We start from the raw sequence: 21,982 nt of genomic DNA, 5'->3' as shown, positions 1-21,982 counted from the left end.
TTAAGCGTCGCCCATGAGCCAGTCCATGGCTGCGTCTTCTTCAGCACCGAAATTGGTTTTCTTGATCGCCTTGCCGGAAGGGGGCAGCGGCATGCGCGGCTCGGGCCGGCGTTTTTGCTCCAGTCCCGCTTTTTCCATCAGGCTCATCGCAAAGGGATCGTCATCCTCTGGTGGAGGGGCATTGCCCAGAGGCTGGTAGCGGATCTCGAAGTGATTCTTCGCGATCGACAGCTCATCGCCGGGATGCAGGAACTTGGTGTCGACCCGTTCGCCGTTGACCTTGATTCCGTTTCGGCTGCCCAGATCGCGGACCTGCCAGTAGCCGTTGACCAGCTCCAGTTCGCAGTGCTGGGAGGAGATATTGGGGAACTGGAAGACGATATCGCAGCTCTCCCGACGGCCGATCACCAGCTTTGGCCGGTGCAAGGGAATCGCATCGCCCCCTCCGGTCGGAATCAACTCACCCAGCATGTTCCCGAGATCCTTCTGGTTTCGCAGAATTGGTGACGCAGCAAGGGCAGGCATCGCCGCTGCGAAAGCTCAATTCAACTTTATTCCTGATTTTCGGTGAAGTCAAACTTCGCTGCGAAGCATCGCCCCCTGCGGTTCCTCTCAAAGAACCTCGCCTGAGCGGACATGATGCGGGCGAATTTCACAATTTTCTGCTTCAATACGTGGCAGATCACGCGAAATCCACACCCTTTTTCCTGTAATGCAGCAATTGCGCCGGAAATGGAAAATCGTTGACAGGGCAATCTCTCGATTTCGATCGACCGCCGGCAGGGCCAAGAGGAGACGTCACCTGCCCGATAATCGTGGCTGAACCCTCGTGAAGAGCAGGTGAACGACTTCATCCAGCTGCAGTTCGGTGGTGTCGACGATCTCGGCATCCACCGCCGGTTTCAAGGGGGCGATCAGTCGCTCCTCGTCTCTGCGGTCCCGTTCCTGTTGCTCGCGGAGCAGGGATTCCAGATCGATTCCGGTTCCGGCCTGCTGCAACTCGGCCAGCCGCCGACGGGCTCGAACCTCGGGCTGCGCCGTCAGGAAGAACTTGAACTCGGCGTGCGGGAAGACGACGGTCCCCTGATCACGCCCTTCGCAGACGATCTGGCGATGATCGGCAATTTCCCGCTGACGCTGCACCAGTGTTTCACGAACCGCCGGATTCTGGGCGACGATGGAGGCGGCCCGGCTCACTTCCGTCGTTCGCAGAGAAGTGCTGACATCGGCACCGTCCAAGAGGGTGCGTCCTTCACAGAAATCCATGCGACTCGCCTCGGCGATTTGCGAGATCCAGTCGGCGTTGGTCAGATCCCCCCCCGCCTGTACCGCCTTGTAGGCGACCATCCGGTACATCGAACCGGTATCGAGATACTCAAACCCCAGTTGCTGGGCGAGCAGTCGGGCCACAGTGCTTTTGCCCGTTCCGGCAGGCCCGTCGATCGTTACGATCATTCCGTTGTCTCTCTCGAAGAATGCAGTGCCGGTTCGGGCAATCTGACCGGTCGCTCGGAGCCGAATTTCGGCCGGTGATCCCCTCGTCCCCATCTCCCGGATCGGCGGCCAGTCACTCCGGGCGCCTCCCGGGGAGTGCAGTCTCCCCCCCTCCAGGAAAGGCGTCAAGTTTCACGGCTGCTGGCGGCGGAGAGAATCTGGTCTGTGGCCAGTTCGGTCACCCCATATGTCCGTTTGAGTTCGTGGTAGACCGCGCATTTCTGCTCCCTGTCGACCGGGCTCTCCCGTCGAACCGCCCGGATGAGCAGATTTTTCGGTGTGTGTTCCAGATCGATGAACTCCATCACCTGAGTCCGGTAGCCCGCCGCTTCGAGAGCCTGAGCACGCAACCCATCGGTCAGCAGCGCTGCCATTCGCTCTTTCAGAATGCCATGCTGAAGCACCGGCGAGAGCGAACCGACTTCGATCCGGGTGAACAGCTCATGCTGACAGCAAGGGGCTGCGAGAATGACCCGCGCACCCCCGCCCACCGCCTGAGCCAGTGCCAAATCGGTCGCCGTATCGCAAGCATGCAACGAAATCGCCAGATCCAGATCCTGCGCAGCGGGAAGCGATTCGATGCGTGCCGCACTGAATTCGATCCCCCCCAACGCCAGCTGGCTCGCAATCTCACGGCAGCGTTGAATGACGTGTTCGTTCTGGTCCACCCCCAGGAACTGAACCTCACGCTGATGGACGACAGTCAGCAGATGATGCACCGCGAAGGTGAGGTAACTCAGTCCGCAACCGAAATCGAGAACCCGGATCGTCCCCTGACTGGGCAACGCGGGAACCAGATCGTTGACGATTTCGAGATACCGGTTGATCTGCCGGAATTTCTTCTGCCGGTTCTGACGGACCTGACCATTCGGCAACATCACGTCGAGTGCGACGAGAAAGGGGCAGGGGACTCCCTCTGGAATCAGGTACTCTTTCGAACGATTGTGCGTCGCGGGCTGGGCCGTCGTCCGGCTGGGAGAGCGTCGCTGCAGCCGGACGGTTTTCCCGGACAGGCTGGCGCTCAGATCTTCGGTCAACGTGAACAGATTGACCTCCTGATAGACCGCAGGAAACAGATCCGCTACGCGCTGCAGCGATTGCTCAAGATCCAGATTCTGATGCGTCTGCTGCTTCGCAAACTGGAGGGACCATTGCAGCAGTGGACGTCCTTTGAGCTCGATGGGACGGACCGACTGCCGACGAGGCTCCGCAGCCGCCGACTTCACCGGACGGGAGAGCACCAGCGACAAAAATCGACCTTCAGTCCAGGCGGCGCGGAACGAGGTGAGAATCTCCGGAGGTTGGTCGATCATGGGGGCGCAAACAGATTTTCAGTTGGGCAGAAATCGGCCACTCCCGGCTCCTCGCGTTCGGAAGGCGGGCACTTTACACTCGCTGCATCATAACTGTTCTCCCCGAACTTCCGATCGACCATGAGCATCAACAAGAAACAGCAGAAGCAGATCGATTCTCTGAAGAAGAAGCTGACGAATCTGCAGCAGCAGCTCTCCGGCGCGAAGAAACAACCGGACGACCCGGCGGAGATTCCCCGTCTGGAGAAAGAGATCGCGGCAATTCAGAAGCAGATTCAGGACATCCAGAAAGCGACTTAGAACTTTTCGACTTTTGACTGCACCGCATTCGCCCCCGCGGATGACAGCATTTCACAACACGGAACGCTGGTGCGGAGACATTGAACAGTGCTGCCTGCTCTCGGACTCCCGGTCGACTTCCCCGGACCCCGGAGCGTCTGCCCGGGATTGCCGCTTTTTTGAGACGTCCCCCCCTTTGTTATGAATGCCGACCCTCTCCCGACAATTCTGGTGGTCCACCCCAAGGAGAAACGGAGCAAATGCTCTGTCGAACCGCTGCGGGGGCGAAGCGATTTCGTGTTCTGGAAGTTTCCGACCCGGGGGGCCGAGTCGTTGCAGACGTATGTGCGACTGGGACTGGGGGGTGAGATCCTGACGCCGGCCGATCAGCCCCGCGGCCTGTTGGTGCTGGATGGGACCTGGCGACTGGCGGCCAAGATGGAGCCTGATTACGCCGGGCTGCCGATCCGCAGCCTGCTTGACTGGAAAACAGCATACCCCCGCGTCTCAAAACTTTACGACGATCCGAGTGCCGGTCTCGCAACGATCGAAGCGATCTATGCCGCGCATGCGCAGCTGGGTCGGCCTGTCGAGGGCTTGCTCGATGACTACCGCTGGGGAGAGCAGTTTCTGAAGCTCAACGCCGAGCTAATTCAGTCGCTCGTGCGATAAAGCCGTTCGCGTGTATCAGCCTCCGCTCAGCCGGTGCCGAGCTTCTGGTCATAGCTGTCGAGGTCCCGCAGAAAGACCGCGAGGCTCGACTGCAGGGTCTCCCGCTGAATCGCCCACTGCGGCTGATCTTCGGTGTACTTGCTGCAATGATCAATCAGCAGGCGATACAGGAACTTGAAGAGGTGCCGGGGAGCCCGCAACCGGTCAAAGACCGCCAGCAGCTCCGCTTCGGTAACCGAAGGATCAAACAGGCTTTTGATTCCGACCGGTTTTTCCGACAGCTTGGCACAGGCCCGGATACGATCGTTCGCCACATCGTACAGCCCCTGACCGGTCCAGCTGAGGGACGTGACGAGATTCTGCTTGTCGAGTCGGGAGCGCTCGTAGAAGTCTTTTTCCTGACGGTTGAGATAACCGACAACCGTAGCCGGCAGCAGCAGCTTGTACGCGATTCCCGGATGCTTCAGAAACTTGTTGTCGAACAGCGGCCAGACCAGATCGCGGATGCGTTCGGGTGAGCCCTGCACGAGATGCGGCTCATCCACCCGGTCGATCAGCACCACGATGCTGGTAAATCCGAGGGTTTCGAGAATGGACTGCAGACGCCCGAGCAGCTCATAGCGATCATCGCCGCGGGACCGTCCGGGGTAGGGTTGTCCGATCAGTTCGGGCTGGGGAATCTTCGTCAGCAGCTTCCGCAGGACGCCGCTTTGATGGTCGATCACCCGCACCTGCCGACTGACGCTCTGGGCCACCCACCACGATTTGAATTGCCGCCACAGCCAGGGAGCCCAGCCGGCCAGAGCCAGCACCGCCACCCAGATCCAGTGGCTCAGGGCATCCTTCAGCCCTTCGGAAACGGCGGCGTTGACTCCCACGACGATCACTGTCACCAGCACGCCGATCCAGAAATCCCAGCTCGCCTTCCAGTTGGTGAACTTCATCTTCTTCCGCAGGAGCGACCAGCGGTGTCCGGGCGAAAGTTCGCGATTCTGATCATAGAACGCAGCCAGCATCTGCATATCACGACGCTGCGGACGGTTCAGCTTCTCCATCGCATCCAGCGTAATGTTGTGGGTGGAGTCTTTGAGATCCTGCCCATCATTGCGGATGGTGTCGGCCAGCCGGGTCACCGCCAGGGTCAGGATGGAATCCATGTGATCCCAGAGCCGCCAGTTGGTCAGGGCTCGTTCCGGTTTGCGCTGACGGCTGCTCAGCCGATCGCGAAACGTATCGAGGAACGGATTGAAGTCCTCGTACTGCACGATGAACGCCCGGGCGTTTGGATGGGTCGCGTTGTACTGCTGCAGCTTGGAGACGATCTGCAGGCGCAGCGCGGTTTTGCCGGAGCCCTGTTCTCCGAACACGACAGACGTCGCGGGAGTGCCGGGATCGCCGTAGATTTTGTCCCAGGCCGGGTGGTGCGTGCTGCCCAGACAGTGCTCGCGAAAAACGCGATCCGACGCGGCATCTTCCTGAGCAAAGGGGTTCTCAGTGATACCGTAGTGGTCAAGAAACTGATGAACTTTCATGGGGATCGCTGTCTCGTTCGCAACATTGCAGAGTCTGTGCAGAGCGCCAACCCGGCAAAAACGTCAATCTGGGCAGAATTTGGATTTACCCGATGCATTTCCGTTCTGCAACCAGCGGATCAGGAAATGAGAGTCCTGCAGTCGGCTTGAAGCGACTGCATCCGGCCAGATCCTTCCAGCAGGTGCAGGCTTTGCATCCGCTGCAACCGAACAAGAACGACATCAGAATGATGTCAGGGTGTGTCACAATCCACTCAGTCGTCATCCTGCGAATCTGCGCCAAACCCTACGTTTTCGCTGTGACCGGCAGAATCTGCCGAAAGGCACGCCTCCTGCTCCCCTCTATTTCCAGACCAGCAGCCAATCTGGGCTGCGGCAATCACTGGAAACACAAATTGAGGAGGGTCACATGTCCAGGTTCATCAAGATTTCAGCACTGGCCTGTCTCGTCATCGGACTGGCAGGCACGTCCGCCTTTGCCGGAGGACATCACGGTCATCATCACGGGGGATACGGCGGTCATGGCCGTGTCGGAACCCGGTATTTCTACAACACCCCCAGCTACGGCTATGTGCGTCCGTATTATGGGGGCAACTATGGTCCCGTGTTCCACGATACCAGCCACTGGGATTATCACGGGCCGACGATTGTTCCACATCGGAACCACTTCCATGTCACGCCGGGACACTACCACTATCACCAGAGCGGCCACTGGCATCACTGATGCCGGGAAGTTCAAACACAGGCGCACCTCCGGCTGACGTCCCGGAGGTGTTTTTGTTGGGGAGCTGTGGAATCCCGCAAGAGGTCATGCCGCTGCGGCGTCGAACGGTCTGATTTTTTCGGGAGGTGTGGACGTCGGTCACTTGAGTCGATGCGACTCCCTGCCAGAATGAGCTGTGGACTCAATTTCGGGACGCGGAAGGAATGCATGGACGATTCAGTCGAGGTCAAGTCGTGCGGAGTGCTGGTGGTGCAGGGAAACCCGATCCACTCCTTCCTGCTGATGAAACACCCGGACCGCTGGGATCTTCCGAAAGGGCACGTCGACCCCGGGGAGTCCGACCTGGAGTGCGCCCTGCGTGAAATGGAAGAGGAGACCGGGATTCCCCGTTCGGCGGTGACGGTCGACCCCGGATTCGAATTTCGAGTCCAGTATTACGTGCAGACGGCCCGCGAGAATTTTGTCCGCAAGCTGAAGACACTGATCATCTTTCTGGTGTCGATTCCCGAACCCGTGAAAATCCGGGTGACCGAGCACGAAGGCTACCGCTGGTTTCCCTGGCCACCGGAGAAGGAGATTCAGGCCCGGGTCATCGATCCGCTGCTGCAACAAGTGCAGGAGTATCTGCAACGCTCCGGTTCCAACATGGACCCGCCACAGGATGCTGCGAGCGTCTGATCTGGCCCTCCCAAGCAGATGTTGAATCCGCCAGTGCGCGAATTGACATCCCTGGAAAAGCGGCCAAGATAACGCAGATCGCTTCGACCCGTGCCGCCAGACCGGCATTCCGATTGAAAAAGCCGGATTCCGCGGTGCAGGGAAGAGTCGATCCACAATCTGATTGCTCTCACGCGGTTCGCATTCTTTCAGCTCCGGGACCCAGCGACATGCGTCTTTGCCGATACGCCCATCAGGGACAAGCCGAAATCGGATTCGTACTCGAAGACGAATCGATTCTTCCCCTCAAGGAAGCCGCCGAACAGTTTGCGTGCCCGCTCCCCCCGTCGACAAATCTGCTCGACTTTCTGCCCGGAGGAGGACTTTACGGTGCAGTCCAGCCGCTGAAAGAATTTCTTGATCCGTCAGCCGTGCCGGGGCTGACATTTCCTGCGACCGACGTCCAGCTGCTGGTTCCGGTGCCGGACCCGGGCAAACTGCTGCTGCTGGCGGGCAATTATGCCAAGCATGTGGAGGAATCGGGCGGTCGTGCTGAAGAGCGGGAACGGACGTTTCCCTATGTGTTCATGAAGCCTCCCGCAACAACGCTGACGCATCCGGGAGACCCCGTACGGATCCCGGAAGTCTCTCCGAACCAGATCGACTGGGAAATCGAACTGGCGGTCATCATCGGCCAGCGGTGTTCACGGGTCAGTGAGGCGGACGCCCTCAACTACGTGGCCGGCTATACCGTGATCAACGATATCACCGACCGCGGATTCACCAAGCAGCCGGGCCGCGTCGAGCGTCCGCGCGACGGCTTTTTTGACTGGCTGCACGGCAAATGGCACGACACCTTCTGCCCGATGGGCCCCTGCGTACTGTCTGCTGACGACTGCCCCGATCCGCAGAACCTCCGCATGGTGCTGGCGGTCAACGGCCACGTCGAGCAGGACGGCAATACCGCGGACATGGTCTTTCCGGTGGCAGCGCTCATCGAATTCATTTCGAGCTTCGTCACTCTGCTGCCGGGTGACATTATCTCGACCGGAACTCCGCACGGCATCGGAAAGGCCAAAGGGAAGTTCCTGAAGTCGGGCGATCTGCTGGAAGCGTACGTCGAGCGGATTGGAACCCTCCGGAATCCGGTTGTCTGAACTCATTATTCTGAAAAGCTTTGCGCAGCTTCGGATGTCTCCGCCGATGGAGGCAGCGGCACAGAACCGAGCCCTTCACGAAGAAGGACTGCGGCAGTTTTCGCCGGGATTTCCGGAAAATCGCAGCGCGCCGGTGTCTCAGAATGATTCCAATTGACCGGAAATGCCCCTTCTGCGAGATTCCCGCTCCCCTGAAGGGGCAAAAGCCCCGCCAATTTCACTCACCTCTGAGATCATGAGTTCGCCGGGCACAGCAAGCCTGTCCCAGAAGTCTGATCCGCCCCGGTCGAACGGAAACCGCAAAGGAGTGCAGTCACCGTGAAGAGATTCAGCCTGTTAACGGCCGCCCTGGTGGCTGCCGGTTTGAGTGTGGCCCCCACCCATGTTTCCGCACAGGAAGCAAGCAAGTCGGCTGCCGCCTCTCCTGTTGTCGGTGTGATCGACCTGGCCTACATCTTCAAGAACTACGATCGCTTCAAGGACCAGACCGCCAGCCTCGAAGCGGCCGCCAAAGACGCTGAAGGGCAGATGAAGGCCTTCATGGAAAAGGGCCAGAAGCTGCAGCAGCAGGCGGCCACTTTCCAGCAGGGAAGTGCCGAGTTCAACAAGATCGAAGGCGAAATGATCGAGCTGAAGTCCCAGATGGAAGGCTTCAAGCAGAAGGAACAGCGCGAAATCGTCCGCAAGCAGGCCGAAGTCTACAAGCAGATCTACGTCGAAGTGCAGGACGCCGTCAACAAGTATGCCAAGTACTACGACTACAAGCTGATCATCCGGTTCAACCGTGCGGAAGTGGCTGATTCGTCGAATCCGCAGGCCATCATGCAGACCATGAACCGCCAGGTGGTCTACTATCAGGATCAGGACGACATCACCGAGCCCATCCTGAAGTACCTCAACGAGTCCTATCGGACCCGTAAAGATCAGGCTGCGAAGTAAGTTCGCTGCGGTCCTGGATTTCTGGAATCCGACAGGAGGCTGAACAGATCTGTTCGGCCTCCTTTTTTCATTTGTGATAACCGGACGCGGATTTCGCACAACAGGACTACGCGAGCCGCTTCCGCAGGGGTATGATTGAGGGGTTGTCTCCCCCACTGTGACGTCGACGCTTTCCGACCGGAGTACGTCGGTCCCGCTGCCGTGAGAGAGACAAAGCACGTTGTTGGACTTTCCCCCTGGTGAATTTGAATTGGGCCCGCTGCCGATGTTCTACCCCTTTTTCGACATCTGGTACTTCATCATCCTCGCCCCGGCGTTGCTGCTGATGGTCTGGGCGCAGTTCCGGATTAAACATGCCTATAGCGCGGGTCAGCAGGTCCCCGCCGGATTATCCGGCGCCGCGACCGCGCGGCGGATTCTCGACGCCGCCGGGCTGCAGGATGTCGAAGTGGAGTCGACCACCGGACATTTGTCTGACCACTACGATCCCACGCATCACGTGCTCCGCCTGAGCAACGACGTCTACCAGGGACGGAATGCCGCTGCTGTCGGCATTGCCGCCCACGAAGCGGGACACGCTCTGCAGCATGCTCAGAACTACGGCCCGATGGCCCTGCGGCAGATTGCTGTTCCGGCTGCGCAGTTCGGACCGATCTGGTTCATGGTCTTTCTGGTGCTGGGCATGTTCGTGCCGCTGTATTCCAAGCAGCTGCTGTGGCTCGCTGTCGGCGGATTTGCAGCCGCAGCCATTTTCCAGCTGATCAACCTGCCGGTCGAAATCGACGCCAGCAACCGTGCCAAACGGCTGTTGACCGAGATGGGGATTGTCGATCTCGACGGGAGCAGTGCGGTCCGAAACGTTTTGAACGCTGCGGCCTGGACGTATGTGGCGGCCACGCTGCAGTCGATTCTGCTGGTCGTCTACTACATCTTCCGTCTGGGACTGCTCGGCGGATCACGAAGTGACGATTAACGTGTCACGATGACAACCGGTCTCTGTCATGTGAGCTGAATTCAACACAGTACGCTCTCGTTGGTAAATTCTAATGAAAGCGTGCCATGTCGTTGTCCTTCTGTTCGTCAGCGCCATCTCATTTGGCTTGAGTGGAGAAGAGGGGCCGGCAACGTGGACTGTCTCGAGATTTGCCGATGGGCGACTCGAGAAGACGATTGATCTCGCCATTGGCAGCCCAGAGCAGAATGCGGTACAGCAGTGGCTTTGTGTTGAGCAAAAGGCAGCTGTTGACCGGAAGTCCTATGCTCTGTCACTGCTCCTCAAAAAAGCGGTGACTGTTTTCGAATCAACCTCGGAGCCAACCGGACCGTTGTCGAGACAAGGAGTGCACCCAGTGAGGTGTGGAACCAACGCTCCCGTAAACCCTCTGCTGCAGATAGACAACTCCGCAGCACGCTTTTGGAGGCTTGCAATTCGCCGTCTCGCTGAAGCGGTGGGCAGGCTCTGACATCATGTCTGACTTGAGAGACGTTTCATGGGCAAGCTGCTGGCTTTTCTCAGGACGAGTGTCTTGCCGCTCCTGCTCACCGCTTGCCTTGTCTGGGGCATGGTGGTCCTCGTTCAATTTTTTAAGGTTTCTCTGACAGCTGGTGAGTCATTCACCGTCTATTCCCGAGCGTGCGGCGCCTTTGACCTGATTTGCGAGTTTGTCAAACACGATCACCGCTGGCCGACATCGTGGGACGACCTCAGCCCCCATGCCGCAGCCATCCCGGAAGCTGATGGCTGCAATCTGGACGAGATCCGGCAGACGATCCGGATTGACTTCGCTGCCATGCAAAAACTGGACTGCAATGCCACTCTGCCGACAGCAAAACTGATCCAGGAACGAGGGGGAAAGGTCGGGCCGGTGCCGGCATCGACTCCCTCAATGAGGAACTGGCCGCACGCTATTGCAAACGCCTGAACGCGCCCGATTCCTCTCCTTCTCATGAGAGGCTGACCCCGCCCTGAGGTCACTATTCGACAGGCCGCTCCGGACGGCCGGACGATCAGCTGCAACCGACTGGTTCCCTTGTGATGAGGCAGCGAATGTTGCAGGGCCGAGTCAATCAGCCTGGGGACTGGCCAACGTTCTGCAAAGGTTATATCCCGCTGCCGCCAGGCAGACCACCGCTGCAAGCAGCAGCAACGCGGTCCCGTAACGAGGACGCCAGGCCGCCAACAGCAGAATTCCGATCGCCTGCAGCCCCTTGCCGAGAATGGGGCCGATCGTCCGCCCGTAGGCATATCCAAACAGGCGAATTCCGGGGTGCAGTTCATGATCGACGCCGAGTCGATGAAAGAACCACAGCGTCGTCACCCCATCCGCGATGGCTGCGACCAGAAAGAGTGCCGCCCCCCACCACCAGATTTTTTCGATAGGCCAGCCTTGTTTCCGCAGTTTACGGACGGAACCGAGTGCCGCGATGATCAGCAGCGGGACGACGACCATCGCCTGGAACCGCTGTCCGGTCGCCAGCAGGTGGGCGTCTGCCACTTCAGGGGGAGTGGCAGGGCGATCACCGGAAAGTGAGAACAGAAACAGCCTCCCTTCAGCGACTCGATGGAGTTCCATCCCGACGACAATCCAGCCCAGCACCGAAAGCAGGCTGACGGCGGCAACCGTCAGCGTTTGTCTGGGGCAGGTTGCTCTTTCCAGTGCCCGCGCAGCAAGCGGTTCGTGTGATGACATGCTCAGTTCCGCCTGGCAAGAACGGGTCGATCAAAAAACAAAATGCCCTTGGGAAATCTGCGCCGGCCTGAGTTTCTGTTGGGTTGTCGTGGGGCACGGCGGCCTTCTCTCCTGTTGCGGCGGAACCGGCTGACTCTTCAAGAGGCCCGTCTTCGGCCTGTGATTGAGCGTGAGCCTGCCGACCGGATTCGACAGCATCGTCGGCAGAGGTTGCCCTTCGCAAGTGATTCCGCCGCAGTCCGTCTCCGGCTTCTATCGCGGGGTTTCGCTGCCACGGGCATTTCACGTCGCAGCAAAAAAGAAAACTGACAGAAGTCGGGGCTTCTGCCGGTCGCTCAGTTCAGCCGATCAACACGGCAGGGACTGCGGGACTACTTCGAGTCGAGCGCGAAGTTGATTTCGTTGTTTCCCGCTTTGACCTCGGCGGTCAACAGGGAATCGACGTTGTACTTTCGCGGTAAGGTGACCGACGGTCCGGGAGCGGGGGGCTCTCCCTCGTCCGGCCCTCCCATTTCGATCCAGACGTTGTGATTCCCCTGCACAGCTCCAGTGCGGGAGATGGAATACTTGAGAGAGTACTTCCCGTTTAGATCGGTCTTGCCGATCGAGGGGCGTGAACCCTCTTTCTGGAACTCCAGTATCGCATAGGGAAGGGGCTTCCCGTCGAGGGTGACGAGCCCGGAAACCTCGCCGAATTTGGGTTCATTGCTGTCTCCGCATCCGGCACACGACATCGTCGCCAGAACAACAACACTCAACCGCAGCAGCCGCAGGTTCAATCTCATCGAGCGCAATTCCATTGTCATGCCAGGAAAATCATCAGGCCCGTTCCATATCGGGGAGGCTCGGAATTTGGGAGCTCTCCCCTCTTCACGTGGAAACCGGAAAGAGCATCACCGGTCTCAGAAAGCACCGAGCGGCAATCCGTCCTCGCGGCTGAGCAGCATTTCGTACACACTGTCGATTTTGTTGCTGGGCTTGGTCTTGTACTCGATATGCTCACTGATGAAGTGCACCGAGCCGTCTGCCAGAGCGAAATTGGCTCCCCCGGCGTGCATGCTGTGATAGGCTTCCGCCCGTTCGGTGCCTGCGGTTGACGGGGTGTTAATGCCTGCGCGTCCATCACCCAGAATGTCTTTGATGCATTCAGCATCGCCCCCCTTGCGGCAACCGGCCCACGCTTTGGCGTTCCAGATTTCGGCACCGTGCTCATGGGCTGCTTCGCCCACAGCGATGGTGTTGCTCATGCCGTCGGTGATATCCCGGGTGCGGACATTGCTCTGCCCCCAGAAGAGTCCGGTCGTTTCACCTGGCTTGCCCCCTTCGGCACCATTTTTGACTCCCTGATGACCCATGTTTCCTGCGTAATTGGAAATCGCGGAGTTCATCCACTTTCCGCCCGCATTCCGGACCACGGGCCCCACGTCGGACGGGCAGCGGTAAATCGTCAGCTTCTTCATGATGATGCTGTCAGGCGTCATCATGTTTTCCAGCAGCACGTTCGCGCCGACGGTCTGGGAGTAAACTCCCCCCTCTTCGACATAGGGAAGAATGAAGGCCGCCCAGCCCCAGGCCGGCATGTCGACAGAACTCCGCAGAAATCCGGTCGCCGTCACGTTGGCGGGGTCGTAGATGTAACCGGCTGATCCAGGACGCTGAACCCAGCCGGGCGGATAGACACCGTGGGTCTCGTTGTAATTGACGAGCGCCAGGCCGATCTGTTTCAGATTATTTTTACACTGGGAGCGGCGAGCCGCTTCGCGGGCCTGCTGAACGGCCGGAAGCAGCAGGGCCACCAGCACGGCAATAATGGCAATGACGACAAGCAGCTCAATCAGGGTGAACCCAAGACGTAACCTCAAACGAGACATGGCTTAGCCTCCATCCAATGCTCGAATTACTTTAGTGATCAAGATGTCGATCGCGAGACAATCCCTCCCCGTATTGACACTCGGACGAAACAATCGACAACATTTTATGCTTTTTGCGGTCCAATCGATTCGTGTCGCCGCCCGCTCGCAGCCTCTCCGCAGCAAAGGGTGGAACTGGCTGCGATCCGCTTGCGGCGCTGGGATGATCGACAGACCGAGAGCGGAGTCCGTTTTCATTCCAGGGACCGCCCGCTCCGGAATTGCCCCATCGTTCCCGGCAGATCTCACTTGCAAAGAATGTCCCCGATGCAAAAGCTGCTGTTGCTCACAGCCGTGATCGCCGGAACCGTCGGCGTCGGTTCCACGGTGGCAGAAGTTCCCTCCGGAAACGTGGTGCTGTTCGTAGACGATGGACACATCGCCCAGCGCGAGCGGGTGGTCCGAACGGTTCATCCTCCGGAGCCCCTGCCGCAACCGGTTCTCGAACCGGAACGTCCCTGGGAATCCGTTCGACTGCATGTGGGGACCGTTGACTTCGACCCGCAAAGTCAGCAGTTCCAGATGTGGTACCACGCTCATCTGCTCGACGACTCCGCAAAAGATCAACGATTGACTCACTCTCGCAAGAAGGATCTTGTGCTGCGGGCGAAGTCCGCTGATGGAGTCCACTGGGAACGGGAAGTTCTGGAACTCTACACGTGGAATCGTGATTCCAGCAATAACATCGTCTTCGATTTCCACAGCCCCAGTGTCGTCTTCGACAGATCCCCGGCAAGGGCGCAGTTCTGGATGGCGGGCTACGGCAAAGGGGGCTATCTGACGGCCCGGTCTGCCGATGGATTCCACTGGACCGAGACGAAAAAACTCGTCTCCGGCGGTGACAACATCACGCTCACTCGCTCTCCCCAAACGGGCGAGTTTCTCGCTTATCTGCGGATTGAGGATCAGGAGGAGGAGCGATCCCGTCGGAAGATCAGCCTCAGCAGGAGCACCGACTTTCAGAGCTGGTCAGCCCCCGTGGAAGTTCTCGTTCCGGACGAAACCGATGATGTGTGGGTGACCCGTCCCGAGACGCAGCGGACGCACTTCTATCGGATGACGGTCAGCCCTCGCGCTGGTCTGTTTCTGGGATTCGTCACCATCTGTCAGTTGGAGCGGATGCCGATCCAGCCGGCCCCGCATCAGAGTGCGGATGAGGGCCCGATGGCAATTGAAATGGTTTACAGCCGGGATGGCGTGAAGTGGGAGCGATTTGCGGGACGACCGACGATCTTGAAACCCCGCGCGGGGCATTTTGATCAGGGGGCAATTTTTGGCGTGGGTAATCTGTTGGATGTGGGTAATGAAACGTGGATCTACTATTCGGGAATGAACGTCGGGCATGGCGGAACGCTCCCTCCCAAACGCCGTGCGATCGGACTGGCTACCTGGAAACGGAATCGGTTTGTTTCGCTAAGTCCCGAAACAAACGGAATCGGAATTGTAGAAACCGTTTTGCTCCCACCGGGTGGGGGCCCCCTCTTCATCAATGCCGATGCCAGTGCGGGGAGCGTGGTGGTGGAGCTTCTCGATGCGGACCGCCGTCTTCTCCCAGGCTACCGGAAGGAGATCACCGGCGATGACATCGCACACGAAGTCCGGTGGAACGATTCTCTACGAACGGGTGAGTCTGCAAAACCGGTCTCGATCCGCTTCACGCTGCAGTCGGCTCGGCTCTATGGATTTCACTGGGCCGACTGAGCGCAGCGGAGAGGTCGATTGCGTGTGCTGTTTCGGTCCCTACTAATCAAAGAAGCTCCCGCTGCAGCAGAGGGAGCTTCTTTCTGTCCGGGATCTGAAAGTCACGTTTACAACTTGAGAGCCGTCGTCGCGGTCGTTTCCGTGCGACGGTTCGGGCTGTCGTCGGCTCCGAGCGGTTCTTCCGTCGGCAGCACCTGCGCCACATCCACGCGGTTGGCATCACCACCAAAGGCGGTGAGATAACCCAGAATCTCCTGATAATGGCCATACACCCGCATGGAATCATAGCGAGTAATAAAACGGGTCCGGTCGCGGCTGTTAATACGGGTCCAGGCGACAATCGCCTTATCAATGGCTCCCAGCAGCACGATGGCGTGCGTACTCTTCAGCTTGAGCTGCGACTGCAAGGGGATGTCGGGGTCCGACCCATCCAGCGCATACGGAAGATCAATCAGACCACCCGACTGATTTTGAATATCATCCCCGCCGAAGGGACTGTCGCCGATCTCGACCACACAATTCGTGTTGATGGCCCGCTCGATCTTGTCGCCGAGCGGCTCTTTGTCCGGGTTGTGAGTGACGCGTCGCCGCCAGCGGTCGCAATGCACCAGTAACGAAATCAGATGATCGCGGGTCGGGTCATCGAACCCACCCCGATCTGAGAGTTCATCATTAGCGAGCAATTCTGTTCGCAGCGTGAACACAGGGGAGAGGGCGGCGGCGATGTGCAGATTGCGCATCGTCACGATCGCCCGGCGAAACTGTTCTTTACCGGCTTCTCCGATCGGCATGTGAGACTCCATCCTTATTGAAGAAATGAATCATTGGATCTCGGCCGGGGGCGTACGGGTCGCCTCCGGGAATTCCGGTCAAACTCTTTGGCGAAGGCCCCGCGTGGACGAAGTCTTGAGCAGGTTGCTCTGGCTGTCCCCCTTGTAGCCCACCCGGTGACGGATCAATGGCAACCCCCTCGTGGCGGTCCAGGCAGATCGAAAGTCAAGCTGCCTTAATTTCCGGAGACGCCTCCGTTCCGTTGGCCGATTTGAGTGGTCAATGGCGCCACTTCCTCCACACGCTCATCAATCGCCCTCCGCAGCCGCTCCGCAACGCTGCTGGCTTGCAGATCGGCGGACTGGCTGAGTTTGTCGAGTTCATCCTGCAGGAAGAGGCCGCGGAGCGTATCAAGTACTCCCACACGTCCTTCTGCCTGGCTGAGTTCAAGTAACTGACGTGCTTCATCCAGCTGTCGGGGAAAGGGGGCTGGCCAGGCCGCATCCCTCCCTTCGGGTGTCAAGGCGACCGATGGTTTTGTCGCTGCGCTGCGGAACTTCGCCGCGAGCCGGCGTTTGACCAGCCACGCACCGACGCCAATCGCCAGGCCCCCGAGTCCACCCGTCGCCAGAGTTCCACTCCAGATTCCCGTCCACTTCAACACCTGCAGGGCGACACCGACCCAGCGCATGTCATCCCCCCCGGAAACCGTAATCAACTTGCCGCCGCGGGTCTCTTCGGGCTGGCTGCTGGAGGGAGGCGTGGAAGTTGGTCGAGAGGTCAGTGGGGGCACGATGACAACCGACGGGAGCGGGACATCCGGGGGAGCCACCAATGGGGGTGGGGGCTCACGATCGATTGGTTCCGGAGAAAAGGACGGGGCCGACAGGCCGCGCAGCCGTTCAAGCAACTCGCCCGGATTGTGATAGCCGGTCAGTCGCTTACCGCCGCAGTCGAACGCGGGAAGAAGGACGGGAGGTGGCTCCAGTCCCGCCGCGGGATCGTGTTCGACATCACGAAACCTGACCGTAAACCGCGCCATCAGTTCCTCTCGAAACCCGACATTGGTTGCGATGTCTTTTCGCAATCGATGGCAGTGCAGACACCACTCCGCCGTCCAGATCGTCAGCACCGGAATTCCTTCGGGAACGACAGCGCCAGGGCTCCCGGGATGCAGCTGACATCCACACGCGGCACAGTCATACCCCCGTGCCTCCCGTGCGGTTCGCCATTGCTGCCAGTTGTGGTGGAGTTCTTTCACGGTGCAGCCATAATACAGCCGCAACCGCTCCTCAATGGGGCGGGGATCGCGCTGAAAATCGAGCAGTCGTCGAGGTGAGTCGCATTGCAGAAGGAACTCGACCAGCGAAAAGCCCAGGCAGTAGAGGCGTTCATTTTCCCCCGCGTTCGAGGGATAGGACTCCGCCGCCAGCCACTCGAGCGTGAAGTCGTTGACGGTCTTCGTCGCCATGCGGCTGCGGAGCGCTGCGTGCGCAGGGGCTGATTCCATGAGGCTCGCACAGCCTTCATCCAGCCAGCGCTCGATCGGATGGCGGATGAGCGAAGCCCGCACCGCGTGATCGACCTCGTGAGGAATCACATCATTCAGCAGGGTGGACCGTTCCCCCTGAATCAACATTCGCCAGCCAAAGACTTCTCCCCGATCAAATCGGAGCTGCAATTTGCCATGACCGCTTCCGGTCCGTCCCACAACGACAATGGGGCAGGGGAGAGACCAGTTCCCCGGCAGCGGCCGACCCGACCAGAAGAGCGCTGAACGGTGGCGTGACGTCTCCGCCGCGCTGCACAGTTCCGCATCCGCGCAGCGGAAATTCTCACCAAGGACTGCGCGCTGCGAGGAGCTCAGCAGGAACCCGGTCAGCAGCAGCGGCAGCAGCGTGCGCGCGAGGGTGGGAGGGGTCATCTCGTTCCTGCCAGAGACTGAACGAATTCATACTTCCCCGTCTGTACCAGCGTCCGTAGCAGGCGGGCGGGATTGAAGCGGGTCGGATTGGCGTGATTCATGCGGTTCAAACGCATTACCACCGCAGCGACCAGTTCAGAGCAGAACAGCTGTTCCAGATTGGCGCGAGGGAACAGGCGGCTCCACTGAAAGACCCGCGTGCCCGACAGCAACGCACCTCCGAGGTCATAATTCACTCCCGGGATCACAAAAAACTGCATCAGCAGGGCCGTGAGCAGTCGCTGTTCGTCGTGTGAGAGCCGGTTGACGGCCGTCAGTCGATAGAGATCGACCCGGCCGCCGTTCAACACGTAGTCGGCAATGCGGTCCCCGGGCAGATGGGCCTGTGCCCCGGAAACAGGTCGACCGTGAATCAGACAGTTCGTCCGGCACATCCGGGTCGATTCCACCCAGATCTGCTCCCCCTGCCAGCTGCAGATCATGGCGACATGCGACGGCCCCAGCATGAGCCGGCGGGGAGGGAGGAACGATGCCGTTGACCAGCGGATCACACGGCTGGTCCAGTCAGTCCCGTGGCAGGCGGCAATGTCGCCCGGCTCGAACGTCATGAGTCGTCCTGATGGAGTGTCCTTCAGCACTGCCGCCGCAGAAAACAGACCGACAGTGCCAATTCACCCAATCGGGACTGGTCGCGCGCCAACGCCCCTTCAGGTCAAAACTCAGGGCCGAAATCGTGAAGACATACTCGTGTATTAGACCAGCACAGCTGGAGGATGACGGGTGATTGATCCCGGCCCCGAGACAACCGAAATCAGCCCGTGGAGCGGCACAGCCCCGCTTTTTCGGATAGAGTAAATGTGCGAATTGGACGTTACCAGATCATGACCGCTGAACACCGCGGATGAGCATTTCACTCGAATCGTTTGCCGGCGTGCTGCGACGAAGTCGTCTGCTGGACGACGCTGCATACAAAAAACTGGCCGCCGACTTCCGGGATTCCGCGAGAAATCAATCGGCCGACAGTTTTGCCCGCTTCCTCGTGGAACAGCAGGCGATCACTGCGTGGCAGGGGGCCAAGCTGCTGCAGGGGAAGCACAAGGGCTTCTTTCTCGGCAAGTACCGCCTGCTCAGTCTGCTCGGAAAAGGGGGGATGAGCTCCGTCTATCTGGCAGAGCATGTCGTCATGAAACGGTTGACCGCGATCAAGGTCCTGCCGTGGAAGCTGGTGAAAGAAGCTTCGTACGTGGAACGGTTTCAACGCGAGGCGCAGGCGGTTGCCGCTCTCGACCATCCGAATATCGTGCGGGCCTATGACATCGATCATCAACTCGACGGGAATCTCGAGATTCATTTCCTGGTGATGGAGTACGTCAACGGCAGCAACCTGTTCGACCTGGTCCAGTCCTCGGGTCCGCTGTCGCCGGTCCGGGCTGCGGAGTATCTTCGCCAGGGAGCGCTCGGGCTGGACCATGCCCACCGCGCCGGAATGGTGCATCGCGACATCAAGCCCGGCAATTTCATTGTCGACTCGTACGGGGTCGTCAAGCTGATGGATCTGGGGCTCGCACGCGTGATTCAGGAAGGTGAAGACCTCTCGCTCACCGTGCGCCACGAAGAAAAAGTGATCGGCACCGCCGACTATCTCGCTCCCGAACAGGCAATCGACAGTCATACCGTTGATCATCGCGCCGACATTTACAGCCTCGGGTGCACGTTCTACTTTCTGCTGACGGGCCGCGCCCCGTTTCTCGAAGGGAACTTCACACAACGATTGCTCGACCACCAACTGAAAGAGCCGACCCCGATCGAACAGATTCGGCAGGATGTTCCTGCATCCTTGCTGGCCATAATCCGCAGCATGATGGCCAAACAGCGGGAAGAACGGATCCAGTCCGCTGGGGACGTGGTGAATCAGTTGACCGACTGGCTCAGCGAGAACGGTGGAGCCGAATGGGAAGCGCTGAGCCTGCGTTCCGCTTCGGCCACACTGTTCCCGGTGACCGAGTCAGGGCGCTACCGGCTCGGCCTGCAGGGGGGCTTCGATCCGGAATCCTCCAGCTCCGTGAGAACCCAGGATACGGCATGGGATTCGGCGATGACGCCCCCCTCTGACACCGATGCCATTCAGGCATCTCAGCCCAGCACCATTCGCATGGAGCGAGCAGCCACATCCCCCACGCTGGAGGAAGCAGCCCATGTCTGGCTTGATCAGGACCTTGCCGATCAGCTGGAGTCCGAAAGTTCGGCGATTCGTCGACCGGACCGCACCGAACTGCGCGCCCGTCGGCTGCGTCACTGGTCCATCGGCATCGCAGTCGCCGTGGCGCTGCTCGGGTCATTGTTCGCTGCGGCTTGGTACTGGGGCGGGTAGAGCAGGTTGCTCATCAATGGGCCGCATCGACCGCAATGCAGAAGTTTCTGCATCGGCGCAGAGGCTCGTCTCTCGTCAGGCGTCTGCTGGCCCCACACCGCGCTGAGCGCCCAACCGGGTCGATTACTTAAACCGGAAGGAGTAAAGATCAGAGTCTTCCATCACGATCCGCAGGCGAACCGGTTTCCCCGTCAGAGAGCTGACATCCGCACCGCTGGCGCTGTCCCAGACAGCCATGCCCTCAATGACGTCACCGACTATCGGCTTGCAGTTCTCGAGTTCGAACCCGGGAAGGGGCTTGCCATCGATATCCTGAATCTCGATCCGCAGTCGTCCTGATGCACTGGTCGAATAATTCAATTCCAGTTCCTTCCCGGAGAAGATCAACGGACGAGTCACCATTTCCCCTTCATCAGACCCGGCATTCAGGGAAGCAAATCCATCATACCGCAGGGTGTAACGGCGGTTCCCGGCAAGATAAATCGACAGTTCCGAACTGCTCGTCGGGATGACATTCAGGGCAGCATAGTTTGAACGGTTCCCCCATCCGTCCTTGCCCAGCCCCGGTCGAATATAGGCCTCTTTGAAGGTCCGTGTGAACGTGTTTCCCCCTCTCGATGACATCAGCATAATGTCTGTGGTCGCACCTCGTTTGGCCTGAAAGCGAGTCGGCATGGCGACATAAATGTGGGGCGCCCGATGGTAAGGAAAAACGCCATTCGTATAGAGGTGCTCACCCGGCAGATTGGCATCCGTCGGGACAGGTGTGGTCCAGTGAAGGAGGTCATCGGACGTCGTGCGACTGATACTGCGAAACCCTTTCACAAACGTGCGAAAGTAGCAGACGTACTGGTTTTCCAGAGTGGACCAGAACGCCACGTTCTGCGAATCGAACGTTCCCCAGGTCGAGGGAATGACCGGCGTCTCCTGAATCCGTTTCCAGTGAATGCCATCCGCCGACTGGAACACGTAGAGCCCATCGGGTCCGAAATCTTTTTCGAACTTCTTGAACTGCGGCTGATAGTGCATGCCGCCGATCGCCTTGTACTTGGCGTCGGGCGTGACTCCCGGCCGGAGATCGATGAAGGGAGTGAAGTTATGGACCACCAGCGGCTCATTCGTACCGATGATCGCATTTCCTGCCGGAATCCCCTTCACGTCCATCACCCCGAGGGGGTGGGATTCCCAGCGCAAGCCGTCGCGGCTTTCAATCAGGATGGTGAATTCATTCCTGCGGGCCACATCCCAACCATGGGAACTCCAGTCGACTTTCGGATCCAGATAGATCCGTGTGTACATGCGGTACTTGCCGTTGTCATGCAGGATTGTCGAATAGTGCATCTGCGGACACGGACTCGTGACGGGCATCAGCGTGGGAGTGTGCATTTTCAGCGACAAACCGTTCAGCTGGTCGATGAGTTCCGCATCCAGAAAGAGTTCTCTGCGGGAGCCGATGTCGACCGGATCAGCCGAGAGCGCTGGAGTGGCGAGCGACAGAAGAAACGCCATCGACACCCAGATTTTGGACTTGGTCATAACCTCTCCTTCAGGGCGTTGCCGGTGCAAGAGTGTCCGCTGCCCGACGGACATCTTCTATGAAGAACGAAGTGGGAAGGCGCGGAAGTGCCTTTCGTGTTCCACTAGAGTGTGTGAAGCGGCAGGGTGTCGAGAGCGCAGCGGACCCCAGTCGCTGTCAACGCCCTTCCGGTCCGAACCATCTCTGATCGCTGGCAGCTGATCCGCGACCGTTATGTGGGATGAGAAAACGAGGCACGCATCCCGCATTCAGCGATGCACCTTGTTCCTGGTGCGACTCTCTGAAACTGCTTCCGACGACCTGGGACGGGA

Annotated in this window: 21 protein-coding genes; 10 read left to right on the top strand and 11 right to left on the bottom strand. The window is 59.2% G+C overall.

Annotated elements, in window-relative coordinates:
- From SH664x_RS15195 to SH664x_RS15185, 3 genes are all read right to left on the bottom strand, one after another.
- Complete coding sequence (locus SH664x_RS15195) at positions 1-471, bottom strand: FHA domain-containing protein (protein ID WP_437202321.1); 471 nt, start codon at positions 469-471, stop codon at positions 1-3.
- A gap of 327 nt (positions 472-798) precedes the next feature.
- On the bottom strand, positions 799-1,455 hold the full coding sequence (gene cmk, locus SH664x_RS15190; RefSeq protein WP_437202319.1) for a (d)CMP kinase: 657 nt from the start codon (positions 1,453-1,455) through the stop codon (positions 799-801).
- Between the two features lie 164 nt (positions 1,456-1,619).
- Positions 1,620-2,807, bottom strand: a complete 1,188-nt coding sequence (locus SH664x_RS15185) for a class I SAM-dependent methyltransferase (RefSeq protein WP_437202317.1) — start codon at positions 2,805-2,807, stop codon at positions 1,620-1,622.
- Between the two features lie 120 nt (positions 2,808-2,927).
- On the opposite strand from SH664x_RS15185, the gene SH664x_RS15180 reads away from it, so the two are divergent.
- Positions 2,928-3,107, top strand: a complete 180-nt coding sequence (locus SH664x_RS15180; protein WP_437202315.1) for a hypothetical protein — start codon at positions 2,928-2,930, stop codon at positions 3,105-3,107.
- A gap of 276 nt (positions 3,108-3,383) precedes the next feature.
- Complete coding sequence (locus SH664x_RS15175; RefSeq protein WP_437202314.1) at positions 3,384-3,758, top strand: hypothetical protein; 375 nt, start codon at positions 3,384-3,386, stop codon at positions 3,756-3,758.
- A gap of 26 nt (positions 3,759-3,784) precedes the next feature.
- Here SH664x_RS15175 and SH664x_RS15170 read toward each other — a convergent pair whose 3' ends face one another.
- Positions 3,785-5,290 carry a hypothetical protein gene (locus SH664x_RS15170; RefSeq protein WP_437202312.1) on the bottom strand — a complete coding sequence of 502 codons (1,506 nt, stop codon included), beginning with the start codon at positions 5,288-5,290 and terminating at the stop codon, positions 3,785-3,787.
- Between the two features lie 409 nt (positions 5,291-5,699).
- Between SH664x_RS15170 and SH664x_RS15165 the strand changes: the two genes are divergently transcribed.
- The 6 genes from SH664x_RS15165 (at position 5,700) to SH664x_RS15140 (ending at position 10,689) form a co-directional block, all read left to right on the top strand.
- Complete coding sequence (locus tag SH664x_RS15165; RefSeq protein WP_437202311.1) at positions 5,700-6,014, top strand: hypothetical protein; 315 nt, start codon at positions 5,700-5,702, stop codon at positions 6,012-6,014.
- Positions 6,015-6,221: 207 nt separating this feature from the next.
- Positions 6,222-6,692 carry a bis(5'-nucleosyl)-tetraphosphatase gene (locus SH664x_RS15160; RefSeq protein ID WP_437202310.1) on the top strand — a complete coding sequence of 157 codons (471 nt, stop codon included), beginning with the start codon at positions 6,222-6,224 and terminating at the stop codon, positions 6,690-6,692.
- A 209-nt stretch (positions 6,693-6,901) separates the two neighbouring features.
- Complete coding sequence (locus tag SH664x_RS15155; protein ID WP_437202308.1) at positions 6,902-7,828, top strand: fumarylacetoacetate hydrolase family protein; 927 nt, start codon at positions 6,902-6,904, stop codon at positions 7,826-7,828.
- Between the two features lie 318 nt (positions 7,829-8,146).
- The gene (locus SH664x_RS15150) at positions 8,147-8,767 is read left to right on the top strand and encodes an OmpH family outer membrane protein (protein WP_437202306.1); all 621 of its coding nucleotides are present in this window, start codon (positions 8,147-8,149) and stop codon (positions 8,765-8,767) included.
- Positions 8,768-9,032: 265 nt separating this feature from the next.
- Positions 9,033-9,740, top strand: a complete 708-nt coding sequence (locus SH664x_RS15145; RefSeq protein WP_437202305.1) for a zinc metallopeptidase — start codon at positions 9,033-9,035, stop codon at positions 9,738-9,740.
- Positions 9,741-10,257: 517 nt separating this feature from the next.
- A complete protein-coding gene (locus tag SH664x_RS15140) occupies positions 10,258-10,689 on the top strand; it encodes a hypothetical protein (RefSeq protein WP_437202303.1) in 432 nt (143 codons plus the stop codon).
- A gap of 141 nt (positions 10,690-10,830) precedes the next feature.
- On the opposite strand, the gene SH664x_RS15135 is transcribed toward SH664x_RS15140, so the two are convergent.
- From SH664x_RS15135 to SH664x_RS15125, 3 genes are all read right to left on the bottom strand, one after another.
- The gene (locus tag SH664x_RS15135; RefSeq protein ID WP_437202301.1) at positions 10,831-11,457 is read right to left on the bottom strand and encodes a hypothetical protein; all 627 of its coding nucleotides are present in this window, start codon (positions 11,455-11,457) and stop codon (positions 10,831-10,833) included.
- Positions 11,458-11,828: 371 nt separating this feature from the next.
- The gene (locus SH664x_RS15130) at positions 11,829-12,242 is read right to left on the bottom strand and encodes a carboxypeptidase regulatory-like domain-containing protein (RefSeq protein ID WP_437202299.1); all 414 of its coding nucleotides are present in this window, start codon (positions 12,240-12,242) and stop codon (positions 11,829-11,831) included.
- A gap of 117 nt (positions 12,243-12,359) precedes the next feature.
- A complete protein-coding gene (locus SH664x_RS15125) occupies positions 12,360-13,328 on the bottom strand; it encodes a DUF1559 family PulG-like putative transporter (protein ID WP_437202298.1) in 969 nt (322 codons plus the stop codon).
- Between the two features lie 306 nt (positions 13,329-13,634).
- On the opposite strand from SH664x_RS15125, the gene SH664x_RS15120 reads away from it, so the two are divergent.
- Positions 13,635-15,068, top strand: coding sequence for a hypothetical protein (locus SH664x_RS15120; protein WP_437202297.1), 1,434 nt, complete (start codon positions 13,635-13,637; stop codon positions 15,066-15,068).
- A 107-nt stretch (positions 15,069-15,175) separates the two neighbouring features.
- Here SH664x_RS15120 and SH664x_RS15115 read toward each other — a convergent pair whose 3' ends face one another.
- From SH664x_RS15115 to SH664x_RS15105, 3 genes are all read right to left on the bottom strand, one after another.
- The gene (locus tag SH664x_RS15115; protein ID WP_437202295.1) at positions 15,176-15,859 is read right to left on the bottom strand and encodes a hypothetical protein; all 684 of its coding nucleotides are present in this window, start codon (positions 15,857-15,859) and stop codon (positions 15,176-15,178) included.
- Positions 15,860-16,074: 215 nt separating this feature from the next.
- Positions 16,075-17,763, bottom strand: a complete 1,689-nt coding sequence (locus tag SH664x_RS15110; protein WP_437202294.1) for a hypothetical protein — start codon at positions 17,761-17,763, stop codon at positions 16,075-16,077.
- Positions 17,760-18,371 carry a hypothetical protein gene (locus SH664x_RS15105; protein ID WP_437202292.1) on the bottom strand — a complete coding sequence of 204 codons (612 nt, stop codon included), beginning with the start codon at positions 18,369-18,371 and terminating at the stop codon, positions 17,760-17,762. The genes SH664x_RS15110 and SH664x_RS15105 overlap by 4 nt, the downstream gene beginning before the upstream one ends.
- A gap of 293 nt (positions 18,372-18,664) precedes the next feature.
- On the opposite strand from SH664x_RS15105, the gene SH664x_RS15100 reads away from it, so the two are divergent.
- Positions 18,665-20,134, top strand: a complete 1,470-nt coding sequence (locus SH664x_RS15100; RefSeq protein ID WP_437202290.1) for a serine/threonine-protein kinase — start codon at positions 18,665-18,667, stop codon at positions 20,132-20,134.
- Positions 20,135-20,257: 123 nt separating this feature from the next.
- On the opposite strand, the gene SH664x_RS15095 is transcribed toward SH664x_RS15100, so the two are convergent.
- Positions 20,258-21,670, bottom strand: a complete 1,413-nt coding sequence (locus SH664x_RS15095) for a hypothetical protein (protein ID WP_437202288.1) — start codon at positions 21,668-21,670, stop codon at positions 20,258-20,260.
- Between the last annotated feature and the right edge of the window lie 312 nt (positions 21,671-21,982).

The organism is Planctomicrobium aquicomposti (assembly GCF_051466325.1).
Lineage (GTDB): Bacteria > Planctomycetota > Planctomycetia > Planctomycetales > Planctomycetaceae > Planctomicrobium.
Note: the sequence above shows the minus strand (reverse complement) of the source record. Positions and strands in the feature narration are given on the sequence as shown.